The organism is Corynebacterium sp. c25Ua_47 (genome assembly GCF_039907205.1).
GTDB classification, from domain to species: domain Bacteria; phylum Actinomycetota; class Actinomycetes; order Mycobacteriales; family Mycobacteriaceae; genus Corynebacterium; species Corynebacterium hiratae.
The window spans coordinates 25,226-46,177 of record NZ_JASBOH010000014.1; the positions used below are offsets into that span (position 1 = coordinate 25,226).

22 protein-coding genes and 1 tRNA gene are annotated in these 20,952 nt (G+C 58.9%); 8 read left to right on the forward strand and 15 right to left on the reverse strand.

Annotated elements, in window-relative coordinates; all coding sequences use genetic code 11:
• Positions 1–234: 234 nt before the first annotated feature.
• Positions 235–858: a TetR/AcrR family transcriptional regulator gene (locus tag QKE52_RS11590; RefSeq protein WP_347948855.1), complete on the forward strand. Its 624-nt coding sequence runs from the start codon at positions 235–237 to the stop codon at positions 856–858.
• Positions 852–2,426, forward strand: coding sequence for an MDR family MFS transporter (locus QKE52_RS11595; protein ID WP_046648338.1), 1,575 nt, complete (start codon positions 852–854; stop codon positions 2,424–2,426). The genes QKE52_RS11590 and QKE52_RS11595 overlap by 7 nt, the downstream gene beginning before the upstream one ends.
• Positions 2,427–2,504: 78 nt before the next feature.
• Here QKE52_RS11595 and QKE52_RS11600 read toward each other — a convergent pair whose 3' ends face one another.
• The 5 genes from QKE52_RS11600 to QKE52_RS11620 all read right to left on the reverse strand — a co-directional run bounded on the left by QKE52_RS11600 (position 2,505) and on the right by QKE52_RS11620 (position 7,493).
• Positions 2,505–3,638: a hypothetical protein gene (locus QKE52_RS11600; RefSeq protein ID WP_070510296.1), complete on the reverse strand. Its 1,134-nt coding sequence runs from the start codon at positions 3,636–3,638 to the stop codon at positions 2,505–2,507.
• Between the two features lie 81 nt (positions 3,639–3,719).
• Complete coding sequence (locus QKE52_RS11605) at positions 3,720–4,295, reverse strand: GNAT family N-acetyltransferase (RefSeq protein ID WP_046648337.1); 576 nt, start codon at positions 4,293–4,295, stop codon at positions 3,720–3,722.
• 71 nt (positions 4,296–4,366) lie between these two features.
• Positions 4,367–5,725 (reverse strand): PhoH family protein, encoded by a 1,359-nt coding sequence (locus tag QKE52_RS11610; RefSeq protein ID WP_046648336.1) that lies wholly within the window; start codon positions 5,723–5,725, stop codon positions 4,367–4,369.
• Positions 5,726–6,022: 297 nt separating this feature from the next.
• The gene (locus QKE52_RS11615; protein ID WP_311520216.1) at positions 6,023–6,664 is read right to left on the reverse strand and encodes a hypothetical protein; all 642 of its coding nucleotides are present in this window, start codon (positions 6,662–6,664) and stop codon (positions 6,023–6,025) included.
• 127 nt (positions 6,665–6,791) lie between these two features.
• Entirely contained in the window at positions 6,792–7,493 is a 702-nt protein-coding gene (locus tag QKE52_RS11620; RefSeq protein ID WP_347948856.1) for a LysR family transcriptional regulator substrate-binding protein, read from the reverse strand.
• Between the two features lie 98 nt (positions 7,494–7,591).
• On the opposite strand from QKE52_RS11620, the gene QKE52_RS11625 reads away from it, so the two are divergent.
• Complete coding sequence (locus QKE52_RS11625) at positions 7,592–7,912, forward strand: DUF5997 family protein (protein ID WP_141745923.1); 321 nt, start codon at positions 7,592–7,594, stop codon at positions 7,910–7,912.
• On the opposite strand, the gene glyA is transcribed toward QKE52_RS11625, so the two are convergent.
• Positions 7,909–9,210 carry a serine hydroxymethyltransferase gene (gene glyA / locus QKE52_RS11630; protein WP_049155515.1) on the reverse strand — a complete coding sequence of 434 codons (1,302 nt, stop codon included), beginning with the start codon at positions 9,208–9,210 and terminating at the stop codon, positions 7,909–7,911. The two genes, QKE52_RS11625 and glyA, sit on opposite strands and share 4 nt — an antisense overlap.
• A 196-nt stretch (positions 9,211–9,406) precedes the next feature.
• Between glyA and coaA the strand changes: the two genes are divergently transcribed.
• Positions 9,407–10,333 carry a type I pantothenate kinase gene (gene coaA / locus QKE52_RS11635; RefSeq protein WP_046648333.1) on the forward strand — a complete coding sequence of 309 codons (927 nt, stop codon included), beginning with the start codon at positions 9,407–9,409 and terminating at the stop codon, positions 10,331–10,333.
• Positions 10,334–10,347: 14 nt separating this feature from the next.
• On the opposite strand, the gene QKE52_RS11640 is transcribed toward coaA, so the two are convergent.
• Genes QKE52_RS11640 through mca form a run of 3 tightly spaced genes read right to left on the reverse strand, consistent with a single transcriptional unit; the run spans position 10,348 to position 12,327 of the window.
• The gene (locus QKE52_RS11640; protein ID WP_046648332.1) at positions 10,348–11,118 is read right to left on the reverse strand and encodes an isoprenyl transferase; all 771 of its coding nucleotides are present in this window, start codon (positions 11,116–11,118) and stop codon (positions 10,348–10,350) included.
• Between the two features lie 21 nt (positions 11,119–11,139).
• Positions 11,140–11,433 (reverse strand): hypothetical protein, encoded by a 294-nt coding sequence (locus tag QKE52_RS11645; protein ID WP_046648331.1) that lies wholly within the window; start codon positions 11,431–11,433, stop codon positions 11,140–11,142.
• Positions 11,434–11,436: 3 nt separating this feature from the next.
• Entirely contained in the window at positions 11,437–12,327 is an 891-nt protein-coding gene (gene mca, locus QKE52_RS11650) for a mycothiol conjugate amidase Mca (RefSeq protein WP_046648345.1), read from the reverse strand.
• Positions 12,328–12,419: 92 nt separating this feature from the next.
• Between mca and QKE52_RS11655 the strand changes: the two genes are divergently transcribed.
• From QKE52_RS11655 to QKE52_RS11665, 3 genes are all read left to right on the forward strand, one after another.
• Positions 12,420–12,911 (forward strand): DUF4307 domain-containing protein, encoded by a 492-nt coding sequence (locus QKE52_RS11655; protein ID WP_347948857.1) that lies wholly within the window; start codon positions 12,420–12,422, stop codon positions 12,909–12,911.
• 117 nt (positions 12,912–13,028) lie between these two features.
• Positions 13,029–13,550: a transcription elongation factor GreA gene (greA, locus tag QKE52_RS11660; protein WP_046648329.1), complete on the forward strand. Its 522-nt coding sequence runs from the start codon at positions 13,029–13,031 to the stop codon at positions 13,548–13,550.
• Positions 13,551–13,598: 48 nt separating this feature from the next.
• Positions 13,599–13,841: a hypothetical protein gene (locus QKE52_RS11665; RefSeq protein ID WP_046648328.1), complete on the forward strand. Its 243-nt coding sequence runs from the start codon at positions 13,599–13,601 to the stop codon at positions 13,839–13,841.
• Between the two features lie 96 nt (positions 13,842–13,937).
• Here the strand turns inward: QKE52_RS11665 and QKE52_RS11670 are convergent, their stop codons facing one another.
• The 3 genes from QKE52_RS11670 to QKE52_RS11680 form a co-directional block, all read right to left on the reverse strand.
• Positions 13,938–15,797, reverse strand: a complete 1,860-nt coding sequence (locus tag QKE52_RS11670) for a hypothetical protein (protein WP_347948858.1) — start codon at positions 15,795–15,797, stop codon at positions 13,938–13,940.
• Between the two features lie 18 nt (positions 15,798–15,815).
• Entirely contained in the window at positions 15,816–16,487 is a 672-nt protein-coding gene (locus tag QKE52_RS11675) for a DUF3558 family protein (RefSeq protein WP_046648327.1), read from the reverse strand.
• Between the two features lie 854 nt (positions 16,488–17,341).
• On the reverse strand, positions 17,342–18,142 hold the full coding sequence (locus QKE52_RS11680) for a Bax inhibitor-1/YccA family protein (protein WP_046648326.1): 801 nt from the start codon (positions 18,140–18,142) through the stop codon (positions 17,342–17,344).
• 539 nt (positions 18,143–18,681) lie between these two features.
• Between QKE52_RS11680 and QKE52_RS11685 the strand changes: the two genes are divergently transcribed.
• Entirely contained in the window at positions 18,682–19,041 is a 360-nt protein-coding gene (locus tag QKE52_RS11685) for a hypothetical protein (RefSeq protein WP_158396206.1), read from the forward strand.
• Between the two features lie 187 nt (positions 19,042–19,228).
• On the opposite strand, the gene QKE52_RS11690 is transcribed toward QKE52_RS11685, so the two are convergent.
• From QKE52_RS11690 to QKE52_RS11700, 3 genes are all read right to left on the reverse strand, one after another.
• Positions 19,229–19,305, reverse strand: a tRNA-Leu gene (locus tag QKE52_RS11690).
• 105 nt (positions 19,306–19,410) lie between these two features.
• Positions 19,411–20,364: a Ppx/GppA phosphatase family protein gene (locus QKE52_RS11695; protein WP_070510312.1), complete on the reverse strand. Its 954-nt coding sequence runs from the start codon at positions 20,362–20,364 to the stop codon at positions 19,411–19,413.
• Between the two features lie 16 nt (positions 20,365–20,380).
• A complete protein-coding gene (locus tag QKE52_RS11700) occupies positions 20,381–20,929 on the reverse strand; it encodes a DUF501 domain-containing protein (RefSeq protein WP_070546154.1) in 549 nt (182 codons plus the stop codon).
• Positions 20,930–20,952 lie beyond the last annotated feature (23 nt).

The window sequence follows — 20,952 nt, forward strand, 5'->3', positions numbered from 1 at the left end:
TTTTAGGCTTGAGTTTTAGGCTTGAGAGTTTCTTTCCTAGCCATCACTTCGCGCCCTTCGCGCTCACGGCGAGCCTTAACCAGCCACAGCCCACGCTGCCGGTGGACGCGAAGGATGGGGTTGCTGTTCTTATCTCCTTTCCTGTGCGCTGCGCCATAAAGATCGTCCCGCCATCATGAGAATCACCAGCATTGCACTTGGTGCAAACTTGCACCGAGTGTAGGATTGCACTCTGTGCAAGAAGAATTGTCATTACGCGAGCAAAAACGCCTAAAAACTCGCCTACGTATAGAGGATGCTGCCACCCTCTTGGTAGACGAGCACGGCTTTGCTGCAGTCACGGTGGAGGAGATTTGTGAGAAGGCCGGTATTTCCCGGCGTACTTTCTTTAATTATTTCGATTCCAAGGACTCAGCTGTTCTGGGCAACCCCAGCCAAGAATTTTCCCAGGAGCAGAAGAGCTATTTGCTCGAAACCCCCACGGAGAACCTCTTCAAGCTGGCCGTAGACCTCATCAAGGAACACCTCATTGGACAGCACGCCAACAGGGAGATTGCTGAGCGACGCCGCCGTATCTCCCGCGATGCGGACGCAGCGGCGGCGTCCTTAAGTAGAAAGCGTGCCAAGTCCAACGAAGTCCTTGAGCTACTCACCCAGCGGCTAGAGAAAGAGCCAGCGTTAAAGACCATGCCGGATGTCTCCCCGCACACGGAGGCACTACTCATTGCTGTCACCATCCGTGAGGCTTTCTGGTTGGCCACCACCTCGCCAGACTGCAGCTGTGATATCCCCTTTGAGCAGCGCTTTGACTCCGCACTCACACTCATCAACAACTATTCGAAAGGACTGTCATGGTAGCTACCGCGAAACCGTCGGCGTCCCACGCTGACAACGGCAAGCCGGAAAACAACCTTGCCCTCGTCTTCTCTGCCCTCGTGCTCACCATGTTGATGAGCTCCCTGGGGCAGATGATCTTCGCTTCCGCCCTGCCCACCATCGTCGGCGAGCTCGGCGGCGTCGACCACATGAGCTGGGTTATCTCCGCCTTCCTGGTCACCATGACCATCGCTATGCCCATCTCCGGCAAGCTCGGTGACATGATGGGCCGCAAGTGGCTCTACATCGGCGGCATTGCCACCTTCGTCATCGGTTCCGCCGTGGGCGGCTTCGCCAACTCTATGAACCTGCTCATCATCGGCCGCGCGATTCAGGGCTTCGGCGCTGGATTCATGATGATTTCCTCCCAGTCCATCATTGCTGAGGTCACCACGGCTCGTGAGCGCGGCAAGTTCATGGGCATCATGGGCGGCGTTTTCGGCTTGTCCTCCGTCCTCGGCCCAGTCCTCGGTGGCTGGTTCACTGATGGTCCCGGCTGGCGCTGGGGCCTGTGGATGAATATCCCCCTCGGTCTTCTCGCCATGACCGTTTGTGTGCTCGTTCTGCACCTGCGCGTTGGTGATACTGACTTGCGCAAGTTTGATGCCTTGGGCGCCACGTTCATTGCCATCACGACCGCCTCGCTCATCCTCATGACCACCTGGGGCGGCACCCAGTATGAGTGGTCGGATCCCGTCATTCTCACCTTGGCCGTCATCGTTGTGATCGGTGCTGTCATCACGGTCTTCGTCGAGAAGCGGGCCAAGGAGCCTCTGATCCCAGTTCTGCTGTTTAAGAACCGCAACATGGTGCTCACGACGGCCGCCGGCATGGTGCTGGGGCTGGCTATGTTCGGCGTGCTGGGCTACATGCCGACCTACCTGCAGATGGTGCATACACTGACGCCGACCAAGGCGGGCCTCATGATGATCCCGATGATGCTCGGCATGATCGGCACATCTACCACAGTGGGATTCATCATCGCCCGAACTGGCCACTACAAGCGCTACCCCATCATCGGTCTCGCCATTACGGCAGGCGCGCTGTTCTGGATGTCGAAGCTGACTGTGGATACCTCCCTGACTCAACTTGGCGCTGAGTTCCTCGTCTTCGGCATCGGCCTCGGCTTCGTCATGCAGGTGCTCGTTCTCATCGTTCAGAACTCCTTCCCCGTGGCGCTGGTGGGCACCGCAACGGCGGCCAACAACTTCTTCCGCCAGATCGGTTCAGCTATGGGTGCCTCCTTGGTGGGTTCGCTGTTCATCCACAACATGAAGGATGAGTTGGCCGCCAACATGCCTGCCGCCATTGCTTCCATGGGCAAGGCTGGCGCGCCCTTTGCGGAAAAGTTCAGCGCTGAGGGCGGCGGTTCCTCTAGCCTGACCCCGTCGATGGTGGCTCAGCTTCCGGACCCCATCCGCGACGTCATCCTCAACGCCTACAATGACGGCCTCACCCCGGTCATCCTGCTCATGGTCCCGATGGCGATCATCGCTCTCCTGCTCATCCTGCCGGTGCGGGAGGAGCACCTCAAGGAGACCATCGACTAGGACGTCGGTCCCCGCTCAACAACAAGAAATCCTCGCTACGAACAATGACGTAGCGAGGATTTTTTCATGCCCAAGTACTTAGCGCAGAATTCCCAACTGGCGCGCCACCTGGGCAGCTACACCAATGAGTGCAAGCACGCCGGCAATGATGACCACGATGGTTCCAGCATCCGCACCACCGGAGCTTAGGTTTCCAGCAAGAGACTTCTTGGTCACCTGCACGATCTTGGTGACTTGGTTGTCCGACAACTGGGGCTGACCATTGCGCACCACATAGGTGTTAAAGGTGACGGTCACGGTTCCCTCCGACTTAGCCTCGTAGGTACCGTCCTCGTTGACTTTAAGAACCTCAGGATCGCTTGAGCTTGGCGACGCCACCGGCACCCCTAGCTTCGCTCCCCAGAATCCATCGATGCTCAAGCCCAGGCTGCCTTGGCTTCCCACCGAGGTGCCTCCAGTCGTCATCAGTTCGGCATCATTGACTGCACTTTCCGGCACAGCGATGGGGAATGCGTGGCGGCCGGTGATGCGAGCGGGTTCACCCGGCATATCGCGATTGGAGAAGAAGCCTGCGGTGACCTTTCCTACCTGTGCCTGAGCAAAAGTTACGTGAACGGGATCAATGATCGAGTAGAAGTGGCCATTCTGTGGATTCCTTTGTCCGTTTGCACGAACAAGCTGTTCCCACTCACTGGAGCCTTGGTTGCTATCCGTCGACCACGATGCAATAGCGCCCGGCATGTCTGCCGTGGTGAGATTTTCTCCGGCCAACAGATTATCGATGACCCCAAAGGCCCCTACCCCAGGGAGCCGCTCGTGGTTGAAATCCAAATTCTCCTCCGCAGCGCGCTGCAAAACCGCGTGCTCAAGGCCACGATCCCAAGAAATCGCATTCATATACTCTTCACGGGTGTGATAGCCCGCAGCGGCAGCTGCCTGCTGCAGCGTTGCACCGTCGAAGGGAAGATTCGCATCCCAAGCCTTGCCGCGCAGCTGACGAACTTGGCGGGTAACCAAGTCAATGTCGGATTGCATGACCGGCTCGGCAAAGACATATGCCAGAGCGCCATCGGGATAGTTAACGTTGAGCTCTGCTACAGGAACGGAGCCAGCAGGTGGAAACTCAGCAGCCGTGGCAACGGGCGCTACAAAAGCACCGGTCGACACGGCTACGGCGGTAGAAAGGGCAAGCACAGAGGTGCGGAAAGACATGATTCGCCTTCGATAGAGAGTGGATGAGAACAGGTTCTATTCTATCCCCACTCCTGCCCTGATATTAGAAAAGTGAGATAATTACTTCCTCTTCTCGTTGGCTGCTGCCTTCTTTTCCTCCGGCTTAGGCAGAAGCAACTCGTATACATCGGTATCGCGCCACTGGCCGGCGAGCTCGCCGTAGGTCATCTTTGCCATGTGGGAGTAGGTGCCCACCTTGACGAAGCCGCGGGACTTGTGCAGCCCGGCAGAACCTTCGTTCTCCGGGAAGATCCATGAGTGGATGGCCCACTTGTGCAGGTCACGGCATACCTCGATGAGCTGATCCAACAAGGCGCCGCCAATACCGCGGCCCTGGGCCTCTTTGCTCAGGTAAATGGAATCCTCCACCACGCCGTGGAACACGGTGCGGGTAGACGCTTGCGCAGCGCAGACCCAGCCGAGAACCTTCGAGTCATCGTCCGCCTCCACCGCAACGAAGACTGACGACATGATCTTGACGTTCTTAAACTCCTCGAAGGTCAGCGACCGGGTCTCGTAGGTAGCGTGGCCGGTGTTGAGGCCCTGCTCGTAGATTTCGCGCATTTGCGGGTAGTCCGCCGCAGTGAATGGACGGATGCGGAAATCCTTCTTCTTGTCTTTCGCATTGTCGCTCATAGGACAATTATTACTGAGCACGCACGACCAATGCCAAGCAGACCCCTACAAGATCGCCATTCGCGAACGAGTTAGTTCTCACCTTCCAGCAAATCGGTGACAAGTTCCGCAATGGCAGAGCGCTCAGAGCGCTGCAACGTGATGTGAGCGAAGAGCTCATGCCCTTTGAGCTTTTCAATGACTGCCTGCACACCGTCGTGCCGGCCCACGCGCAGGTTATCTCGCTGCGCCACGTCATGGGTCAGTACCACGCGCGATCCGCGGCCCAAACGGGACAAGACAGTCAGCAACACGTTGCGCTCCAACGACTGGGCCTCATCGACGATGACGAAGGAATCGTGCAGGCTGCGGCCGCGGATATGGGTCAGTGGGAGAACTTCCAAGAGGCCTCGGTCTTGGACTTCATCCATGACGTTTTCCGATACGAGACCCTCCAACGTGTCGTAGACCGCCTGCGCCCACGGGTTCATCTTCTCACTCTCGGAGCCAGGCAGGTATCCCAGGGACTGCCCACCCACCGCATACATCGGGCGGAAAACCACGATGCGGCGGTGTTCCCCACGCTCCAGCACAGCTTCTAGACCGGCGCACAAGGCCAACGCAGACTTACCGGTACCTGCACGGCCTCCAATGGACATGATGCCCACGGAAGGATCCAGCAGCAGATCCAAAGCTACCCGCTGCTCAGCCGAGCGCCCCTGGAGACCAAAGACATTCGCATCACCGCGTACCAAGCGCACTGCGCCCTCGGCTGTCATGCGGCCCAGCGCTGATTGCCCGCCTGCCTGCAGCGTCACGCCACAGTGCACCGGAAGGTCCTCGACGCGGGTGCCGGCGGTGGTCACTGATCCGTCGATAAGCACCTCGCCTTCCCCATAGAGCTCATCGATGACCTCCGCGGTGGTCTGCACCGTAGCCATACCGGTGTATCCCGTGAGCACAACGTCCTGCGCGTGGTACTCATCTGCCTGCAGGCCCACGGCGCCCGCCTTAACGCGCAGCGGAACATCCTTGGTCACCAGGACGGTGTCCTTGCCCTCGTGCTGCAGGTTGAGCGCGCAGGCCAGGATTCGGTGGTCTCCCTCCGGCCCACGGAAGGCCGCTGGCAGCAAGGACTGATCCTGGTGATTCAGCTCCACGCGCAGCGTTCCGCCCGCGGCGTTGACGGGAAGAGGCTGATCCAGCGCCTCATAGGTAGCGCGGAGGTCCTCCAAAAAGCGAAGAGCTTGGCGGGCGAACCAGCCAAGCTCCGGGTGATGACGTTTTCCTTCCAACTCAGAGATAACGACGATGGGCAGCACCACATCGTGCTCTGCGAATTTACGCAACGCCCAAGGGTCGGAGAGAAGGACGGAGGTATCGATGACATAGGTCTTGGTAACCACAGCGGCCTCGTGCGGCTGCTCGGTCAGGACGGAAGGATTGGTCATAGCGGCAGGGTTCTCCCTTGTTATGCCCGCCCCAACTCAACGACCTGGGTGGGCATGGTGAAGCTGGTGGTTTTTCGAACTGTCCGGACGTCCCTGTGAACCTCCGGACACCGTCCACGCTAGAGAGCAAAGGTTGAAATTACATGGGTGCAAGATGAACAGTATTAAAACGACAATCCCCAGAGCCACACCATCCCCACCAGTCGGCTCGCTCCCTCACAAACCACAAAGAAATGCTCCGCACTGGTTTTACAGTGCGGAGCATTTCTTAGAAAGCTGGCTCTATTGTGAGCCCTCTTAGTTAATGGTGGCCTCGTACTCGCCGGACTCACCCTGCATCCAGGAAATGGTGCCGTTGGCGAATTCCTGTACCCAGCCGTTGCCCTCAGCCTTCTCCGGGGCGGTCGGCAGACCAACCTTGCTGTCCAAGCCGCCTTCCTCGGTCCAAGTCTCAGCGATCTTGCCGATGATCGGCTGGGAGCCATCTCCCTCACTGAATGCCAGCAGCTTGTCCTTGGCGAAGGTAGCAACGCTACCGGCATCGGTGGACTCGATGGACTCCGGATCGCCCCACTCGGCGGCCTTGTCCTTGATGGCCTGCGCAAAGTCGGCAGGGACCTCTACATCACCGTTAGCGGTGGAGACGCTCTCCTTATCACCCTCGGCACCCTCAGAATCAGCGGAACCCGAATCGGAAGACTCCGCCTCAGAGGAGTCAGCGCCCTCGGAATCGGAAGCCTCAGCGGACTCGGAGTCCTTCATGGAGTCCTTAGCCTCATTAGCAGCGGAACCGGCAGCATCGGCAGCATCGGACGCGGCGGACTGTGCAGCGTCGCCAGCATCCTTAGCGGCGTCCTCAGCATCGGAGCAGGCAACGACACCCAGGGAAAGGGTCGCAGCGGCGATACCAGCAGCGAAACGACGAGTCATCTTCTTCATTATCTAAACCTTTCTCTTTTGTTGAGCACTGTTCTAAGTACTTTTGTTGAGAACAAAGCCCACCGTAGGCTCGGCCGCGGCCGCCCCGCCACCGATGCACCTATGATTTGACAACAAAGAGCCTTCCTTATCTACGTTTCCGCTGCTGAGACCCCCTATATCTTTTCGATAACGGTTTGGAAATCGAGCCCTTGTGAGACTTTCCTTGCGACTTTCTGCGTGCTTGTTTAGCCTTTGCTTTGTCACGGGCACTGCGCTTCTCAGCAACATTGCGGGAAGAATTCCGCGTCCTTCCCTTCGCCACGCCGACGAAATCCTGAATCTCGTCACCATCGTCTGCTCGGCGCCACACCAAAGCGATCTCCGTGCGCGCAACAGTGGGATCCTCCAAGCCCAGTGCCACGACTTGCTTCTTGCTGAGCACCTTCAGCAGCGGTCGAGGTGCGATGGCCACGCCCACGTTGGCTGCCACAACTTGGAGAGCGGTACGCAGGGCAGGGACGTCGACGCTGCCATCCTGCGCAATCCGGTAATTCACGATCTCTTCGGCGACATCCTCCGGTGTAATGTCCTCCCCTACCTCGGCGTACACGGAATCCTTCGGAACTGCGATCCCAGGCGCTTCCTTGTACAGCCGAACCACATGGAAGCTGTCATCGACCCGTAGATCTGGCAGGCGGGTCAGAGCAAGGTCAGCTTCCTGGGCAAGAAGAGCCGCCATCGCATCATCGGCGTCGGCGGTCACCAGGGACTCGAGAGAATGCGAGTCACGGTAGCGGCGAAACCATTTACCGGGTTCTGTACCAGTGCAAAAGACAAGGCGGAGCATGCACCTCATACTACGGTGCTGCTAGCGTGGTGAGCGTGACTGATACCCCGAATAATGAAACCCCAGCCAACGAAACCCAGCAGCCTTCCGGTACCGCCATGCGCGCGCAAACCGCAGCTAAAAAGCTGGGCATCTACCTGCCGGCCGCCCCGGAGGAGTTTCAAGCCAATGCAGTAACGCACGCGCAATTGCGCGACTTGCAGGAGAACCCGCCGGAATGGCTGGCCACCCTGCGCCGCGAGGGCCCGCACCCGCGCCCGGTGGTGGCACAGAAGCTGGGCATTTCCGTGACCGCGCTGAAGAAGAACGACATGGACCGCCCTCTGACCACCGCAGAAATCAAAGAGCTCCTCAGCGCAATGCCCGAGTGGCTCGAGGCCGCCCGGAAAGCTCACGCCGAGGAGCGCAAGGAAGCTTAGACCAGCTTCCAGTCCTCAAGGCCGTCGTAGAGCGGGAAGTCCGCGGCGACCTTCTCCACGCGGGCACGCAGCTTGGCGACGTCCGCGTTCTTACCATTTGCCAGCGCGGTACCGATGACATCGGCCACCTCGGTGAAGGCCGCCGTGTCGAGGCCGCGGGTGGCCAAGGCCGGGGTACCAATGCGCAGGCCGGAGGTGACCATCGGCGGGCGCGGATCGTTCGGAACCGCGTTGCGGTTCACGGTGATGCCGACCTCGTGGAGGAGGTCCTCTGCCTGCTGGCCATCGAGCTCAGAGTTGCGCAGATCCGCCAGGACGAGGTGCACGTCGGTGCCGCCGGTGAGAACGTCGACGCCCGCCTTGGTGCAATCCTCAGCGGTCAGGCGCTCAGCCAGAATGCGAGCGCCCTCCAGGGTGCGCTCCTGGCGCTCCTTGAACTCCTCGGTGGCCGCAATCTTGAGAGCAATAGCCTTTGCCGCGATGACGTGCATGAGCGGACCACCCTGCTGGCCCGGGAAGACGTTGGAGTTGATCTTCTTGGCAAAGTCCTGCTTGGCCAAGATAATTCCGGAGCGCGGGCCACCAAGCGTCTTGTGCACGGTGGAGGACACAACATCGGAGTGCGGCACCGGGGAGGGGTGCAGACCGGCGGCCACGAGGCCCGCGAAGTGCGCCATATCCGTCCACAGGTAGGCGCCGACCTCATCGGCGATGGAGCGGAAGGCCTCAAAGTCGATGGTCCGCGGGTAGGCGGACCAACCAGCAATGATCACCTGCGGCTTCTCAGCCAGAGCCTGCTCGCGGACCTTGTCCATGTCGAGGCGCATGGTCTCCGGGTCGACCTCATACGCGGCAACGTCGTAAAGCTTGCCGGAGAAGTTCAGCTTCATACCGTGGGTCAGGTGACCACCATGAGCCAAGGACAGGCCCATGATCTTGTCACCCGGCTGGATCAACGACGCCAGCACCGCAGCGTTGGCCTGGGCACCGGAGTGCGGCTGGACGTTGGCAAATTCGGCGTCGAAAAGCGCCTTGGCACGATCGCGAGCCAGGTCCTCCACGACATCAACGTGCTCGCAGCCGCCGTAGTAGCGGCGCCCCGGGTAGCCCTCTGCGTACTTGTTGGTGAGAACAGAACCCTGCGCCTGCAGAACGGCGCGGGGGACGAAGTTCTCCGAAGCAATCATCTCGAGGGTATCGCGCTGACGAGCGATCTCACCAGAAATAGCATCGAAGACCTCGGGGTCAAGATCGCGCATCTCCTGGTAGCGCACGTCTGAATTGTTCGTAGTCGTCATGAAAGCGTGGTGTCCCTTCCTACAGATGGTCAAGATAGCCAGCGGCGCCCGCTCGCAGCACAACACCACCGGCTTTAGAAATCGCCGAAGCTAGTTCTACATCCTAACGCCCCTATCCCCCGCGCGGGGGCCTCTAAGAATCTTTTCATTCGGGGCAATTGCACGAGGCGCCGGATGCAGTGCGACAATAGTCGGCATGGCGCGAATGACCGATGCGAGCCCGTACCTCGATTTTGACCGCGATACGTGGCGTGCCCTGCGTAAATCCATGCCACAGGTGTTGACGGCCACCGAGGTGGAAAAACTCCGTGGTATTGGTGACCGCATCGATCTCACCGAGGTGGCGGAAGTCTATCTGCCACTATCCCGTCTCATTCACATGCAGGTGGAGGCCCGCCAGAAACTCACCGCCGCCACCGAGGCCTTTTTGGGTAACCCACCGACGCACGTGCCTTTCGTCATCGGCGTCGCCGGCTCCGTCGCCGTGGGCAAATCGACAACGGCGCGCTTGCTCCAAGTGCTCTTGGAACGCTGGGATTCCCACCCGAAGGTCGACCTCGTCACCACCGATGGTTTCCTCTACCCCACCGCCTATCTCAAAGAGCACGGGCTAATGCAGCGCAAGGGCTATCCGGAGTCTTATGACCGCCGCGCGCTCATGCGATTTGTTACCGACGTTAAATCCGGCAAACCACTGGTTACCGCACCGCTGTATTCACACGTGTCCTATGACATCGTCCCCGATGAATTCCAAGAGGTCCGGCAACCGGACATCCTCATCCTGGAAGGCCTCAACGTCCTGCAGACCGGGCCAACCCTCATGGTGTCGGATCTCTTTGACTTCTCTGTCTACGTCGATGCCCGCGTGGACGACATTGAGAAGTGGTACATTGACCGCTTCCTCAAGCTCCGGCACACTGCCTTCCGCGAGCCGGGCGCGCACTTCGCTTCCTTCGCGGACATGACGGATGAGGAAGCCTACGCACAGGCACGCGAAATCTGGCAGTCCATCAACCTGCCCAACCTCATTGAGAATATTTTGCCCACCCGGGTGCGCGCTTCCCTGGTCCTGCGCAAAGGTTCACACCATTTGGTGGAACAGGTCAGGATGCGCAAGCTCTAGGCGGCGTAACCCGGCTAGCGCCCAAAGCGGCGCGAGCGCTGAGAATAGTCGCGCAAGGCACGCAGGAAATCCACCCGGCGAAATGCTGGCCAGTAGGTATCCGTAAACCAAATCTCGGAATAGGCTGCCTGCCACAGAAGGAACCCGGACAGCCGCTGCTCACCGGAGGTACGAATGACGAGGTCGGGATCCGGCAACCCTTTGGTGTACAGGTTGCCCGTGATGGCCTCCGCCGTCACGTTCTCCGCGATCTCCTCAGCGCTCAGCCCCTTGCGTGCTTCACTACGGATCAAGTTCTGTACGGCATCCACAATTTCTTGGCGCCCGCCGTAGCCCACCGCAATATTGACGATGACACCTTGGTGATCCTCGGTAGCCTCAGCCGCACTCTGCATCTTGGCTGTGACCTGCTCGGGGAGCAGATCTAGGTGCCCGACCAGGCGGATCTGACAATCCAAGTCACCCTGGGAGAGGTGCGTGACGACATCCGAGATGATGTCGAAAAGCAACTGCACTTCCTGCTCGCTGCGCTTCAAGTTTTCCGTCGACAGCAAGTAGATAGTGACGACTTCAATGTCGGTGCCCTGGCACCACGAAATCATCTCACTGATCTTCCGCGCGCCTTGCCGGTGGCCGTGGCTGATATCCGTAAAGCCCGCCTCGCGCGCCCAGCGGCGATTGCCATCCGCCATGATTGCCACGTGGCGTGGTTGCGGTTTGTTTTTAATCTCACGCGTTAGGCGCGCCTCATACAGGGGGTATAGGAGCTGGCTTAGGAACTTCACGGTGGGGAAACGTCCTCTGCGTTAAAAGATGGACTTCTTGCTGTTATCGAGGATGCCGGCTTCCTTCATTGCCGCATCGACCGCCTCATCATCAAAAGGATCGATGCCATGATCCTGCGCGAACATGGTGCGGCGGCGGAAGCGCGAATAGCGGCGGTGAAAGTTCCAGCCTGCAAAAAGGACGGCCACTCCCATGAGAACGAGGATCAGCAAACCAATGGGCGAGGCCTTACCGAACTCCGGTCCCACCGGCCCGCTTTGGCTCCCTTGGGCGAGCAGGGCGACGTCATGCGCCGCGAAGTACAAAGCGTTCATACTTTAAGATTCCCCTACTTCCGGGATTCCCGCAAATAGGTCGTCCTCTGGCAGTGAGGACGAGACACGGGTCTTGGCCAACTCGAACTCCTCCGTTGGCCAATGCTCCTGCTGCACGGCGACGGGCGTAGCGAGGAAAGCACCAGCCGGATCGATTTGGGTGGCGTGCGCGCGCAGGGCGTCCTCCCGGTTTTGGAAGTAATCCGCGCACTCTACCTGCGTGGTCACGCGCGCCATGATGTCACCAAAAGCGGTGTCCCAGCGCGCCAACATCGGCTCATAGGGGCTAATCTTTCCCTCTTCTACAAGGAGGTCGTGAAAGATCTTCATTCTCTGGTACACGAAACCGTGCGTGTAGTAGAGCTTCTGCGGCTCCCACGGCTCTCCCAATTCTGGGTGGTAGGCGGCATCGCCCGCCTTCTCCCACGCCAACATAGAAGCACGGTAGACCATGAGGTGATCCGGGTGCGGGTAGCCGCCGTTTTCGTCATAAGTAATGATGACTTGGGGGCGGAACTCCCGAATGATCTCCACGAGTTCTTGGGCCACATCATCATCTTCTTTGAGAGCAAAGCAGCCCTCAGGCAGCAGGTCCTTGATATTGGGGGCCAGCGGATTACCCGGAAGGCCCGAGTCCACGTGCCCGAGCCACCGGTGCTGTACTCCCAAGGCGGCGGCGGCCTTCGCCATTTCTTCACGACGAATACTGCCCATGTTCTCGAGGACGCCGGGGCGGTCCATGGCTGGGTTGATGATATCCCCCCGCTCACCGCCGGTGCAGGTCACGACGAGGACTTCCGCTCCCTCCGCGGCATACTTCGCGGTCGTCGCAGCACCCTTCGAGGATTCATCGTCAGGGTGCGCGTGAATAGCCAAAAGGCGCTTTGTGCTCACTGGGTGATACATCTCCCTACATCGCTTCTTTAAACAGAGGCCCAGTCTAGTGGATAGTAACTTCGTAGCGACCGTTGGATAGAATCAGACTCATGTCTGACGCCCAACCTGCTTCTCGCTCCGCACGCGCACGGTCTCGCTACGGTTCCTCGTCCTCCTCTGCTCGCACGGGGAAATCCTGGACCAATCGGGCCCTAGTCCTGATTTTCCTGGGCATGCTGGTGGCGGCCGTCGTCTTTGGCGTGCAGTACGTGCGCAGCCAACAGAAAATTAACGCGGACATCTCCTATATCACCCACGAGATTCTTTCCGACGATACCGCCCGCGTGTGGGTAGACATCACCCGCAACCGCGTGGAGGAGCCTGCCTATTGCATCGTGCAGGCTTTTGACTATTCCAAGGCAGAGGTGGGCCGCCGCGAAATTGCCGTGCCGGCTGGCGGCGAAGCCGCCCAGCGCGTCGCCGTGGACATCCCTACCAATCACCCTGCCGTCGCCGGTGGCGTCTACGGCTGCTCCGGAAATATCCCCTCCTACCTCGATATCAGCACCATGGATTCTGCGGGTGAGGCAAACGCCGAGTAAAAGCCCAGCTATGCTAGTATGTTGAGCGTTCTGAATGGGCCGCGCCACCTGCGCTTTTAGGCCCAGTCTTTAAGAAATAAAACCGTTCATCAGGAACCGTCAACGGAAGGTTGCACTATGGCTGAGCAGCAGAAGCAGTACATCACCCCGGAAACCAAGGCCAAGCTCGAGGCCGAGCTGCAGGCCCTCATCGACCACCGCCCGGTCGTCGCCGCCGAGATTAATGAGCGCCGCGAGGAAGGTGACTTGAAGGAGAACGCGGGTTACGACGCCGCCCGCGAAATGCAGGACCAGGAAGAGGCCCGCATCAAGCAGATCTCCGAGGTTCTGGCTAACTCCACCACCGAGCGCACCGCCGTCCAGGAAGGCGTTGCCCACATCGGTTCTGTCGTCCATGTCTACTACAACGGTGACAAGGAAGACCGCGAGACCTTCCTTATCGGTACCCGCGCTGCGGCATCGGATAACAAGGATCTGGAGACCTACTCCGAGCAGTCCCCGCTGGGTGCTGCCCTCCTGGGTGCTGCTGAGGGCGAAACCCGCGAGTACACCGCGCCGAACGGCAAGACCTTGTCGGTGACCGTGGTCTCCGCGGCACCTTATGATTCCGCAAAGGCCGCAACTCCGCGCAAGTCCTAATTTATACTGCTCTTAGGTCATCGTTTTTCTGAGAAAGAGTTTTATCACATGAAGAAGTTCACTCGTTTCGCTGCCGCTGGTCTGGTTGTCTCCGCTGGACTCACCCTGGCTGCTTGCCACCCGCCGAGCGAGCAGGATTCCACTGAGAAGGTCGACACCGGTGCCACCTTCACCGGTGAGGCGCCGGGTGCTGGTGCATCCGAGTCCACCGCAGCAACGGCTGAGACTGAAGCCACGGCTGAGACTGAGGTTGCTCCGGCCGAGTACACCACTGCTCCGGTTCAGCAGTAGGCTCACCGTCAGCTTAAAGCGAAAGCGGCGTCCCGTTATTCGGGCGCCGCTTTTCGCGTTATGAGGTTATGAGAGAATATCCCTCACCCACGGCCCCTAGTTTTCTTCCCGGGCCCACTCGCCGATGACTCCGGGCAGCACCGCGGGCGCTTCACCGAGGAGATCTCGGCGGTTCGGATCGCGTTCAACCTGCGTGGTGACGGATTTGATCCTCTTTTCGCTTTCACCGCCGCGGGCTGCTCCGCCCATCATGGGCATCATCCGCATACCCGCGCCGCGGGTTTGTCCGCCGCCAGCCTTTGCGGCGCCTGCTCCCCCAGCGGCACCTACGACACTATTTGTACCGCCAGCGTTACCAATACCACCGACGCCGCCAACTCCACCAGCGCCACCGATCACTCCTCCTCCGGCCATACTGCCTGCGCTTAGCGACGCCCTTCCGTCCCTCTGCAGTCCACTCCCCGCTACGGCCCCGGGAAGGCCACCGATAACCGGGTGCGTACCCGTCTGCGGTCCGCTGGGCGCAGTACCGAAGCCGCCTAGCCCCGCCGCTGCAGTCGTCGGATTCGCCGACATCTCCGGTAACCGGCCCAGCCCCCGGCCGCTGAGTCCGGCAACACCCCCAGGTAGCGCGTTGCCGCGCGCATTCGCAAGGCCAACGGCGCCAAGTCCCTGCCCACCGGCACCGCTGCCTAGGCCTCCTAGTCCACTCAGACCAGCGCCAATGTTCGGCGCACCAATCTGAGTTGCCGACGTCCCCGGAACACCAGCATGAGACGGGTTCAGTGTTCCTACGCCTGCGCTCGCGGCCGACGTGTTCACGTCCGCCGCACTAACGGGTGCCAGCGAATCTCCGAAACCCAACTCGTTGAGGATCGTGCGTCCACGATCATGCAATGCGCTATGAAACTTCGCGATGTCACCAGCATCCATCCCAACGTTTTCAAGCCCCTGGATTTCCCCGTCTGCAACGCTAAAAGAACCTGGGCCGACGGCGCCGCTTTCCATCGCCTCAGCAATCTGCTGCGGCCAGGCAACGTCTTCCGTGGTGTAGCGGGATCCATCACCTGCGACCGCGCCGAATTGGGTACTGACATCCCCACCACCGCTGGGTGGTGCCGCATCCATGAGCGCGTGCTGATAGGGCATGGCGGCAATAACCTGCTGTTGAAGCACGCCCTGCATATATCCCAACGCCGCCTGTTCTGCGGCCTCGCGTGCGACGGGATCTGGAATTGCTGCTACCTCGAAGGCCAAGGCGATTGCCTCTGGCTGCACATTCATTAGCTGCGCTTGGAAGCCGAACAGCTTTTGTTGCATCACGTCCGCATTGGCAATGAAGTGTGTGCCCGCCTTCGCAACTTCACGAATCTTCTGGGCCGCTCGCGTGGTGGCTTCGCTATCATTCTCCGCCTCCAAGGACGCGGCCGAGTTCTCCAGCCCCGCAACGATATCGGCGACTTCTCCGCTCAAGGCTCCCCACCGCGCATTCGCTTCCGAGACATCCCAGAAACGGGTGCTGAACAAGTTGGATGCCAGGCCCATGATTGATGCACCGGTGTCAACGATCGGAACCGTAAACCCAAATGGGCTGTATCCCGGATCTGGTTGCGACACGATCGGCATCGCCTCCGCCGCGCCCCCGCCACCGGCGTCTGCGACATCCAGCCCTCTGCTGTTGAGTTCATCCTGTGATTCGAAGCCGGCGAGCTCGGTCTGGAGCGCCTCCCCAAGCCAAGAAACCTGTCCTCTAAACCCTTCCAAAGAATTACGCGCCGACCCCGGGTCCGTTGCCAGCACGCGTTGGTGGATTGCGCCGACTTCGCTTAAGCCAGTAACTGGAGAGAATCCTCCGTCAAGGGGGCTATGTGCCCTGCCAGACGCATTCTCAACCTTCATTCCCAAATCTGCTACACGCGCTACTTCTTGAGCTAGTGCATTCTGATTGATGATCATTTCCCCGAGCCCCTTAATTCAAAATAGTTCTAACAATAATTTTCTCGATTGTTCACATTTTTCCTGCATAGAGACATCAGCTCGCAGTTCGGTCCATGCAACCGAAATGACACCCCGAGTTGTCTCGACGTAAGAGGTGCAAGTCGCACCCTTAATAAATGTGTCCTCTACCGTATAGATGCCTTCTTGAGCATTGTCCGGGCCGAAATACGCCTCAGGATAGAGCTCACGAATACGGTCCATTCCTTCATGCTGCGCTGCCAAAGCAATGGCGGCCTCCCTTCCATTACCCAAGTCCTTTGAGAAGAAGCAGGTCCTGTACCCTGACTCCTTTTCCGGCTCCGAAGTCATCTGCAGCTTCAACTCCGAAAAAGTCTCGCCGGGTATTTCTAAACATGGATCAAACACCTGGAAGCCAGGCTCCGTACGATCAAATTCACCAAGTGGCGGTAGTACCCCACCGCCCGCACGAGACTCACTGCTTGAAGCTTGAGACTCTCGCACCTTCGTGGCGGTGGCTTCAGCGACCCCCGAGTCCACTGAGCCACCGCCGGACATGTCGCCAGAAAAGTTGCTAAAGCCCCCCGAGTTTTTACCATTGTCGCGAGCACTAAGGCCCAGCGGAGCTGCGCAGTTTGAAAGCACCCCTATACAAACCGCCACCAACGCAAGGCCCCCGATTCGCTTCATGGTTTCCCTTCAACCAACTTTTCTGACTATCAGAAGCCCTTCGCCAGAGCCAAGCTCAGCGAGCGGCTTCTGCGACCAGAATGCACGAGAATGCGCAATATGTCGCGCCAACCCCACATAGTCCATTTTCAATGGGTTGCAAATAATGATGTATTAGATGCGAGTAATAAAAGGTTCATAAATAGGTGCTGGTCGTCGCCTGTAAAAATTGTGAGTGCGCGCCGTGAGACTCTTGTGCCTGCGCTGCCGATTATGACCATGCAGGTGCCCCCTAATTACAACACTGTTAACATTCGATTGTCGTTTTTCACCCTGCAGGCACGACCCCATCACGCGTTTCGGAAGTAAGTACCAGATTCATCCACGCAAGTGTCCATAAAACCACCTATGACCTTGTATAACTTCCATGGAGAAGGGTGGCAACCAGTCGTAGAAAGTGAATCCAGGCCACACGCCGTACTGCTGCCAAAGTTCACTCCGGAACACCGTGGACGGGATTCTCCATCCGTTTTTCCGACTTGGGTGATCGAACATTTCTCCCAAGACAACGGCATCTTCTCGCCGATTTGCACTTTTTGCAAGGCTTGTTTCTTTCTCTTCGCGCCCCGCCTGGCAAGGTGAGAAATTGCCAATTGAGGCACACAAATAATCGCAAGACCCCTGGCACACGTGTACTAACAATGGGGAAGGCACTCTTCTCATGCCTAGGACATCGCCACCTATCGCGCAGCACTGAGCGCCTTGCTTCCCCACGGGGGTTGTAGTTGCAAGCGAACTGGACATAGAAAACCGGCGGCCGGCACCCAGAAGTCGTTGTGGGTGCCGGCCGCCGGTTCTTAAAGGCGGTGCCGAGGCTAGTCCCTGAAGTAGCTCAGCAGACGGAGAATCTCGGTGTAGAGCCAGACCAGGGTCACAGCCAAGCCGAGAGCGATGCCCCAAGCATACTGAGCCGGAGCGCCCTGGCGGATGAGACGGTCAGCCTGATCGAAGTCCGTCATGAAGGACAGGGACGCCAGCACGATGCAGACGAGGGAGAAGATGATGGCGAGCATGCCGCCATCACGCAGCGGGTTAAAGCCGAAGAAGATGGCACCCAGCAAGTTGCCCAGCGCCATCACAGCCACGCCGGCGATGAGGCCGAACATGATCTTGTTGAACTTCGGGGTGACCTTGACTGCACCGGTCTTGTAGACCATCAGCATGCCGATAAATACGCCAACGGTGCCCATGATGGCCTGGCCGATAAGCGCCATACCATCGGAGTTACCGAAGGATACGCCGGCAAACATGAGCGAGAATCCGCCCACGAAAAGGCCTTCAAACACTGCGTAGATCAACGTCACCGCAGCAGATCCGAACTTCTTACCAAACGTTGAGACCAGAACAGTAACGAAACCGCCCAGCGCACCAACCAAGGTAAGAATCATTGAGATGCCCGGGTTGATCAACTCACCAATAGCGAAGTTGAGTACGGCCATAACGATAATGACGCCCAAGGTGATGCCAGTCTTGGTCACGACATCATCAACCGTCAGCGGACGATCAGCGCTGCGGTTTTCTTGGCTGAATGGATTGTCACTCTGCCCGTAGGGATTACCCTGGGTCTGGCTTTGGCTGGACGAGAGGGAACTCATCACGGGGTTACTAGAACGCACGCGAATCCCGATTCCTTTCACAGTCTTTCTCTAAAAGCAGCCCCGGAGGGGGTGCCGTGTTTGTCATTTCACTGGGATCAACGTGCCCCATTGCTAGGAAGTTCCCAAAAATCCCAAAATTCGCAAAATTGTCCACACGTGTCAACGAAACGTCGGGAAGCACCGCTGCGCTGAGGTAGCACACTGTGTCCTTGGCTAAGGATTGTGAGGTCTTCTCCCCCGCTCCTCGTCCAAGTACGCTGCGCAGAGGCTAGGGTTCTTTTCATTCACTATCACTTCAATGGAAGGCGGCAAGCAGCATGAAGAAATTTAGCCTTGCGGTTGCTGCTATTTCTTTTGCCCTCGGCAGTTGCAGCACCGCCCCTGCACCTGAACCAAGTCCAACGAGTACTAGCAGCAACGAAACTGGGGCCGACGAGGCGCCACCAAGCACAAGCCCGTCCAGTACCTCCCCCGCAGACGCTTCCAAATCCACGGAACCAGAGTCCCACGTGGAAGAGGCACAACCTGACCCAGAACTTCCCGCATCCGACGCTCCTGTGGCAGTAGAACAAGTACCCGCGGAACCCACTGTCGTGGAATGCCTCGAAGGGATCCCCGGCACTGCCCGCTGGTCAGATGGCACAGTCTCCTACTCCCAATGGTGTTTCGACACCCGAGGCGGCGAGCAGTACCTCGAAAATGAGCGCCAGGCCGGACTAGAAGAAACTGAGGAATGCGTCGGCCCGGCGGCAACATGTGGATACGGCACTGCAGATAATGGCGCCCGTAACCCAACCTCGGGCGAAATCCAGACTTACCACGGCTGCCAAGACGGATACATTGATGACCCAGACCTGTGCTCCGCAGTAGAAGATATAGTCCGAGCTGCCGACCCAGACGGCTCCATCTATCAGTAGACAAAACCCGCATCACAACAACCGATCCCGACGCTGAAAGCACGGCCCGAATGCAGGGGCGGTACCGCTAGGGGCTTGTGAGTCAGAGACACAGTTCCAGCAAAACTGTGTTGTCTAGCGATTTTTTAGAGGGTTTTTAGAGGGTTTTCGCTTTTTGCTCCAATTTTTCCAGCATTTCCGCTGGTCATGGTGCCCCCAGTGGGACTCGAACCCACACTGAATCGATTTTAAGTCGACTGCCTCTGCCGATTGGGCTATGGGGGCCAAACCGTGCCCACTTATCTTAGGGCACGGGTGGACACATGCCGAAAATAGGGTCGGCAACCGTAGAACTGTGCCGGTCCGCGGGACGGTACCGGCCTAGTTCGCTTAGTTTGCGACAAGGCCGCTAATGATGCCATCGAGGATGTCCTTCTCACTGATGAAGAAGGAACGAGCATCACTGTTGCGCTCAATCATCGTCATGATGCCCTCCACGGCCACGCAGCCGCCGCCGATGACATCGGCGCGGCCCGGGTGGATGACGGGGTTGAGGGCCCTCACGTCCGAGGACAAACCGATCATCTGCCGGGTGAGTACCCGCAGAGCGTCGAAGCGCAGCTCGGATCCGTGGATGGAGTCAGCATCGTAGCGTTCCATGCCCTGAGCCAGCGCCGAGAGCGTCGTGAAGGTACCGGCGCAGCCGACAAAGGTTTGGGCTTTGTCGATGGGCACGATCTTTTCCACTTCAGCCATGCGTTCAGCGACGTAATCAGTAGCGATCTCAATCTCTGCTTCGGTAGGCGGATCGTTGCGCATCATGCGCTCAGTGAGTCGCACGCACCCCATCTGCGCAGAGTGGGAGCCGAGAATCTCGCCGTCGATTGTCCCGACGACGAACTCCGTCGAACCGCCGCCCAAGTCGATGACGCAGTAGGGCCCCTTCTCAGAGCGCAGGTCCCCCACCGCACCGGTGAAGGACAGCAGTGCTTCCTCCTCCCCGGAAATGATCTCCGCGCGGGCACCCGGCTGGACCTGACCAAGAAGCTCCTCGGTCATATCGAAGAACTCGCGGTGGTTTTTGGCATCACGCGTTGCCGAGGTTGCCACCATCCGCACGCGCTCAACCTTCTCAAATTTCATCTGCTTGACGTATTCTTCGAGGGCTGCACGAGTCCGCGCGAGTGCCTCTGGCTCGAATTCACCGGTGGCGTCGACGCCTTGTCCGAGGCGGACGATCTCCATCGTGCGGGAGATATCCCGAATCTTGCCATCCTCTTGGATCTCACTGATGAGCAGGCGGATGGAGTTGGTTCCGCAGTCGACAGCAGCGACGCGAGTCATAAGGCTAGCCTTTCTCTTAACCGGCGTTAGAAAAATCAAACTGGGTCATATCAATGCCCAGGTCCCCCACGGTGGGCCAATCCTCCGGGATGGCGCTTCCCCGGAGTTTACCGTGTTCTGCAGCCATCGCGACGGCCTCGGTGCCAAAGCGGACCCGGCCCGGGCCTTCTGCCAAGGCATAAGCAATAAGCACGTGGAGGCACTTAACGCGCTCAGGCATGCCGCCACCGGAAAAATCAGTGCCCAAGTCCTCCATGGCATTGCGGGTTTCCAGGTAGTGTTCGTGCGCTGCCTGGTAGTCCTTCTGCAAGTCCTCATCCGCCGCGAGACGCTGCTCCATCCATTTCATGACGTGGGCAACTTCAAGGCGCGATGCCTCAGCGGTCAGGCGCGGATCGGTGAGGTAATAGAGGGTAGGAAACGGAGTGCCGTCGGGAAGCTTAGGCGCCGTCTTAATCACAGCAGGAGCTCCGTCGGGGGTGCGGTAAGCAATGTCCACGACGCCGCGCGGGGTGCGGCCCAATTGTTCGCGGACGACTTCAATATCAGCATCGGTCACGGTCATAGGAACCATTGTGACACGGAGGC

Coding starts and splice junctions, on each gene's coding strand:
- QKE52_RS11595 (WP_046648338.1), top strand. CDS start 852: ATGGTAGCTACCGCGAAACCGTCGGCGTCCCACGCTGACAACGGCAAG.
- QKE52_RS11600 (WP_070510296.1), bottom strand. CDS start 3,638: ATGTCTTTCCGCACCTCTGTGCTTGCCCTTTCTACCGCCGTAGCCGTG.
- QKE52_RS11605 (WP_046648337.1), bottom strand. CDS start 4,295: ATGAGCGACAATGCGAAAGACAAGAAGAAGGATTTCCGCATCCGTCCA.
- QKE52_RS11610 (WP_046648336.1), bottom strand. CDS start 5,725: ATGACCAATCCTTCCGTCCTGACCGAGCAGCCGCACGAGGCCGCTGTG.
- QKE52_RS11615 (WP_311520216.1), bottom strand. CDS start 6,664: ATGAAGAAGATGACTCGTCGTTTCGCTGCTGGTATCGCCGCTGCGACC.
- QKE52_RS11620 (WP_347948856.1), bottom strand. CDS start 7,493: ATGCTCCGCCTTGTCTTTTGCACTGGTACAGAACCCGGTAAATGGTTT.
- QKE52_RS11625 (WP_141745923.1), top strand. CDS start 7,592: ATGCGCGCGCAAACCGCAGCTAAAAAGCTGGGCATCTACCTGCCGGCC.
- glyA (WP_049155515.1), bottom strand. CDS start 9,210: ATGACGACTACGAACAATTCAGACGTGCGCTACCAGGAGATGCGCGAT.
- coaA (WP_046648333.1), top strand. CDS start 9,407: ATGGCGCGAATGACCGATGCGAGCCCGTACCTCGATTTTGACCGCGAT.
- QKE52_RS11645 (WP_046648331.1), bottom strand. CDS start 11,433: ATGAACGCTTTGTACTTCGCGGCGCATGACGTCGCCCTGCTCGCCCAA.
- QKE52_RS11655 (WP_347948857.1), top strand. CDS start 12,420: ATGTCTGACGCCCAACCTGCTTCTCGCTCCGCACGCGCACGGTCTCGC.
- greA (WP_046648329.1), top strand. CDS start 13,029: ATGGCTGAGCAGCAGAAGCAGTACATCACCCCGGAAACCAAGGCCAAG.
- QKE52_RS11665 (WP_046648328.1), top strand. CDS start 13,599: ATGAAGAAGTTCACTCGTTTCGCTGCCGCTGGTCTGGTTGTCTCCGCT.
- QKE52_RS11670 (WP_347948858.1), bottom strand. CDS start 15,797: ATGATCATCAATCAGAATGCACTAGCTCAAGAAGTAGCGCGTGTAGCA.
- QKE52_RS11675 (WP_046648327.1), bottom strand. CDS start 16,487: ATGAAGCGAATCGGGGGCCTTGCGTTGGTGGCGGTTTGTATAGGGGTG.
- QKE52_RS11695 (WP_070510312.1), bottom strand. CDS start 20,364: ATGACTCGCGTCGCTGCTGTCGACTGCGGAACCAACTCCATCCGCCTG.
- QKE52_RS11700 (WP_070546154.1), bottom strand. CDS start 20,929: ATGACCGTGACCGATGCTGATATTGAAGTCGTCCGCGAACAATTGGGC.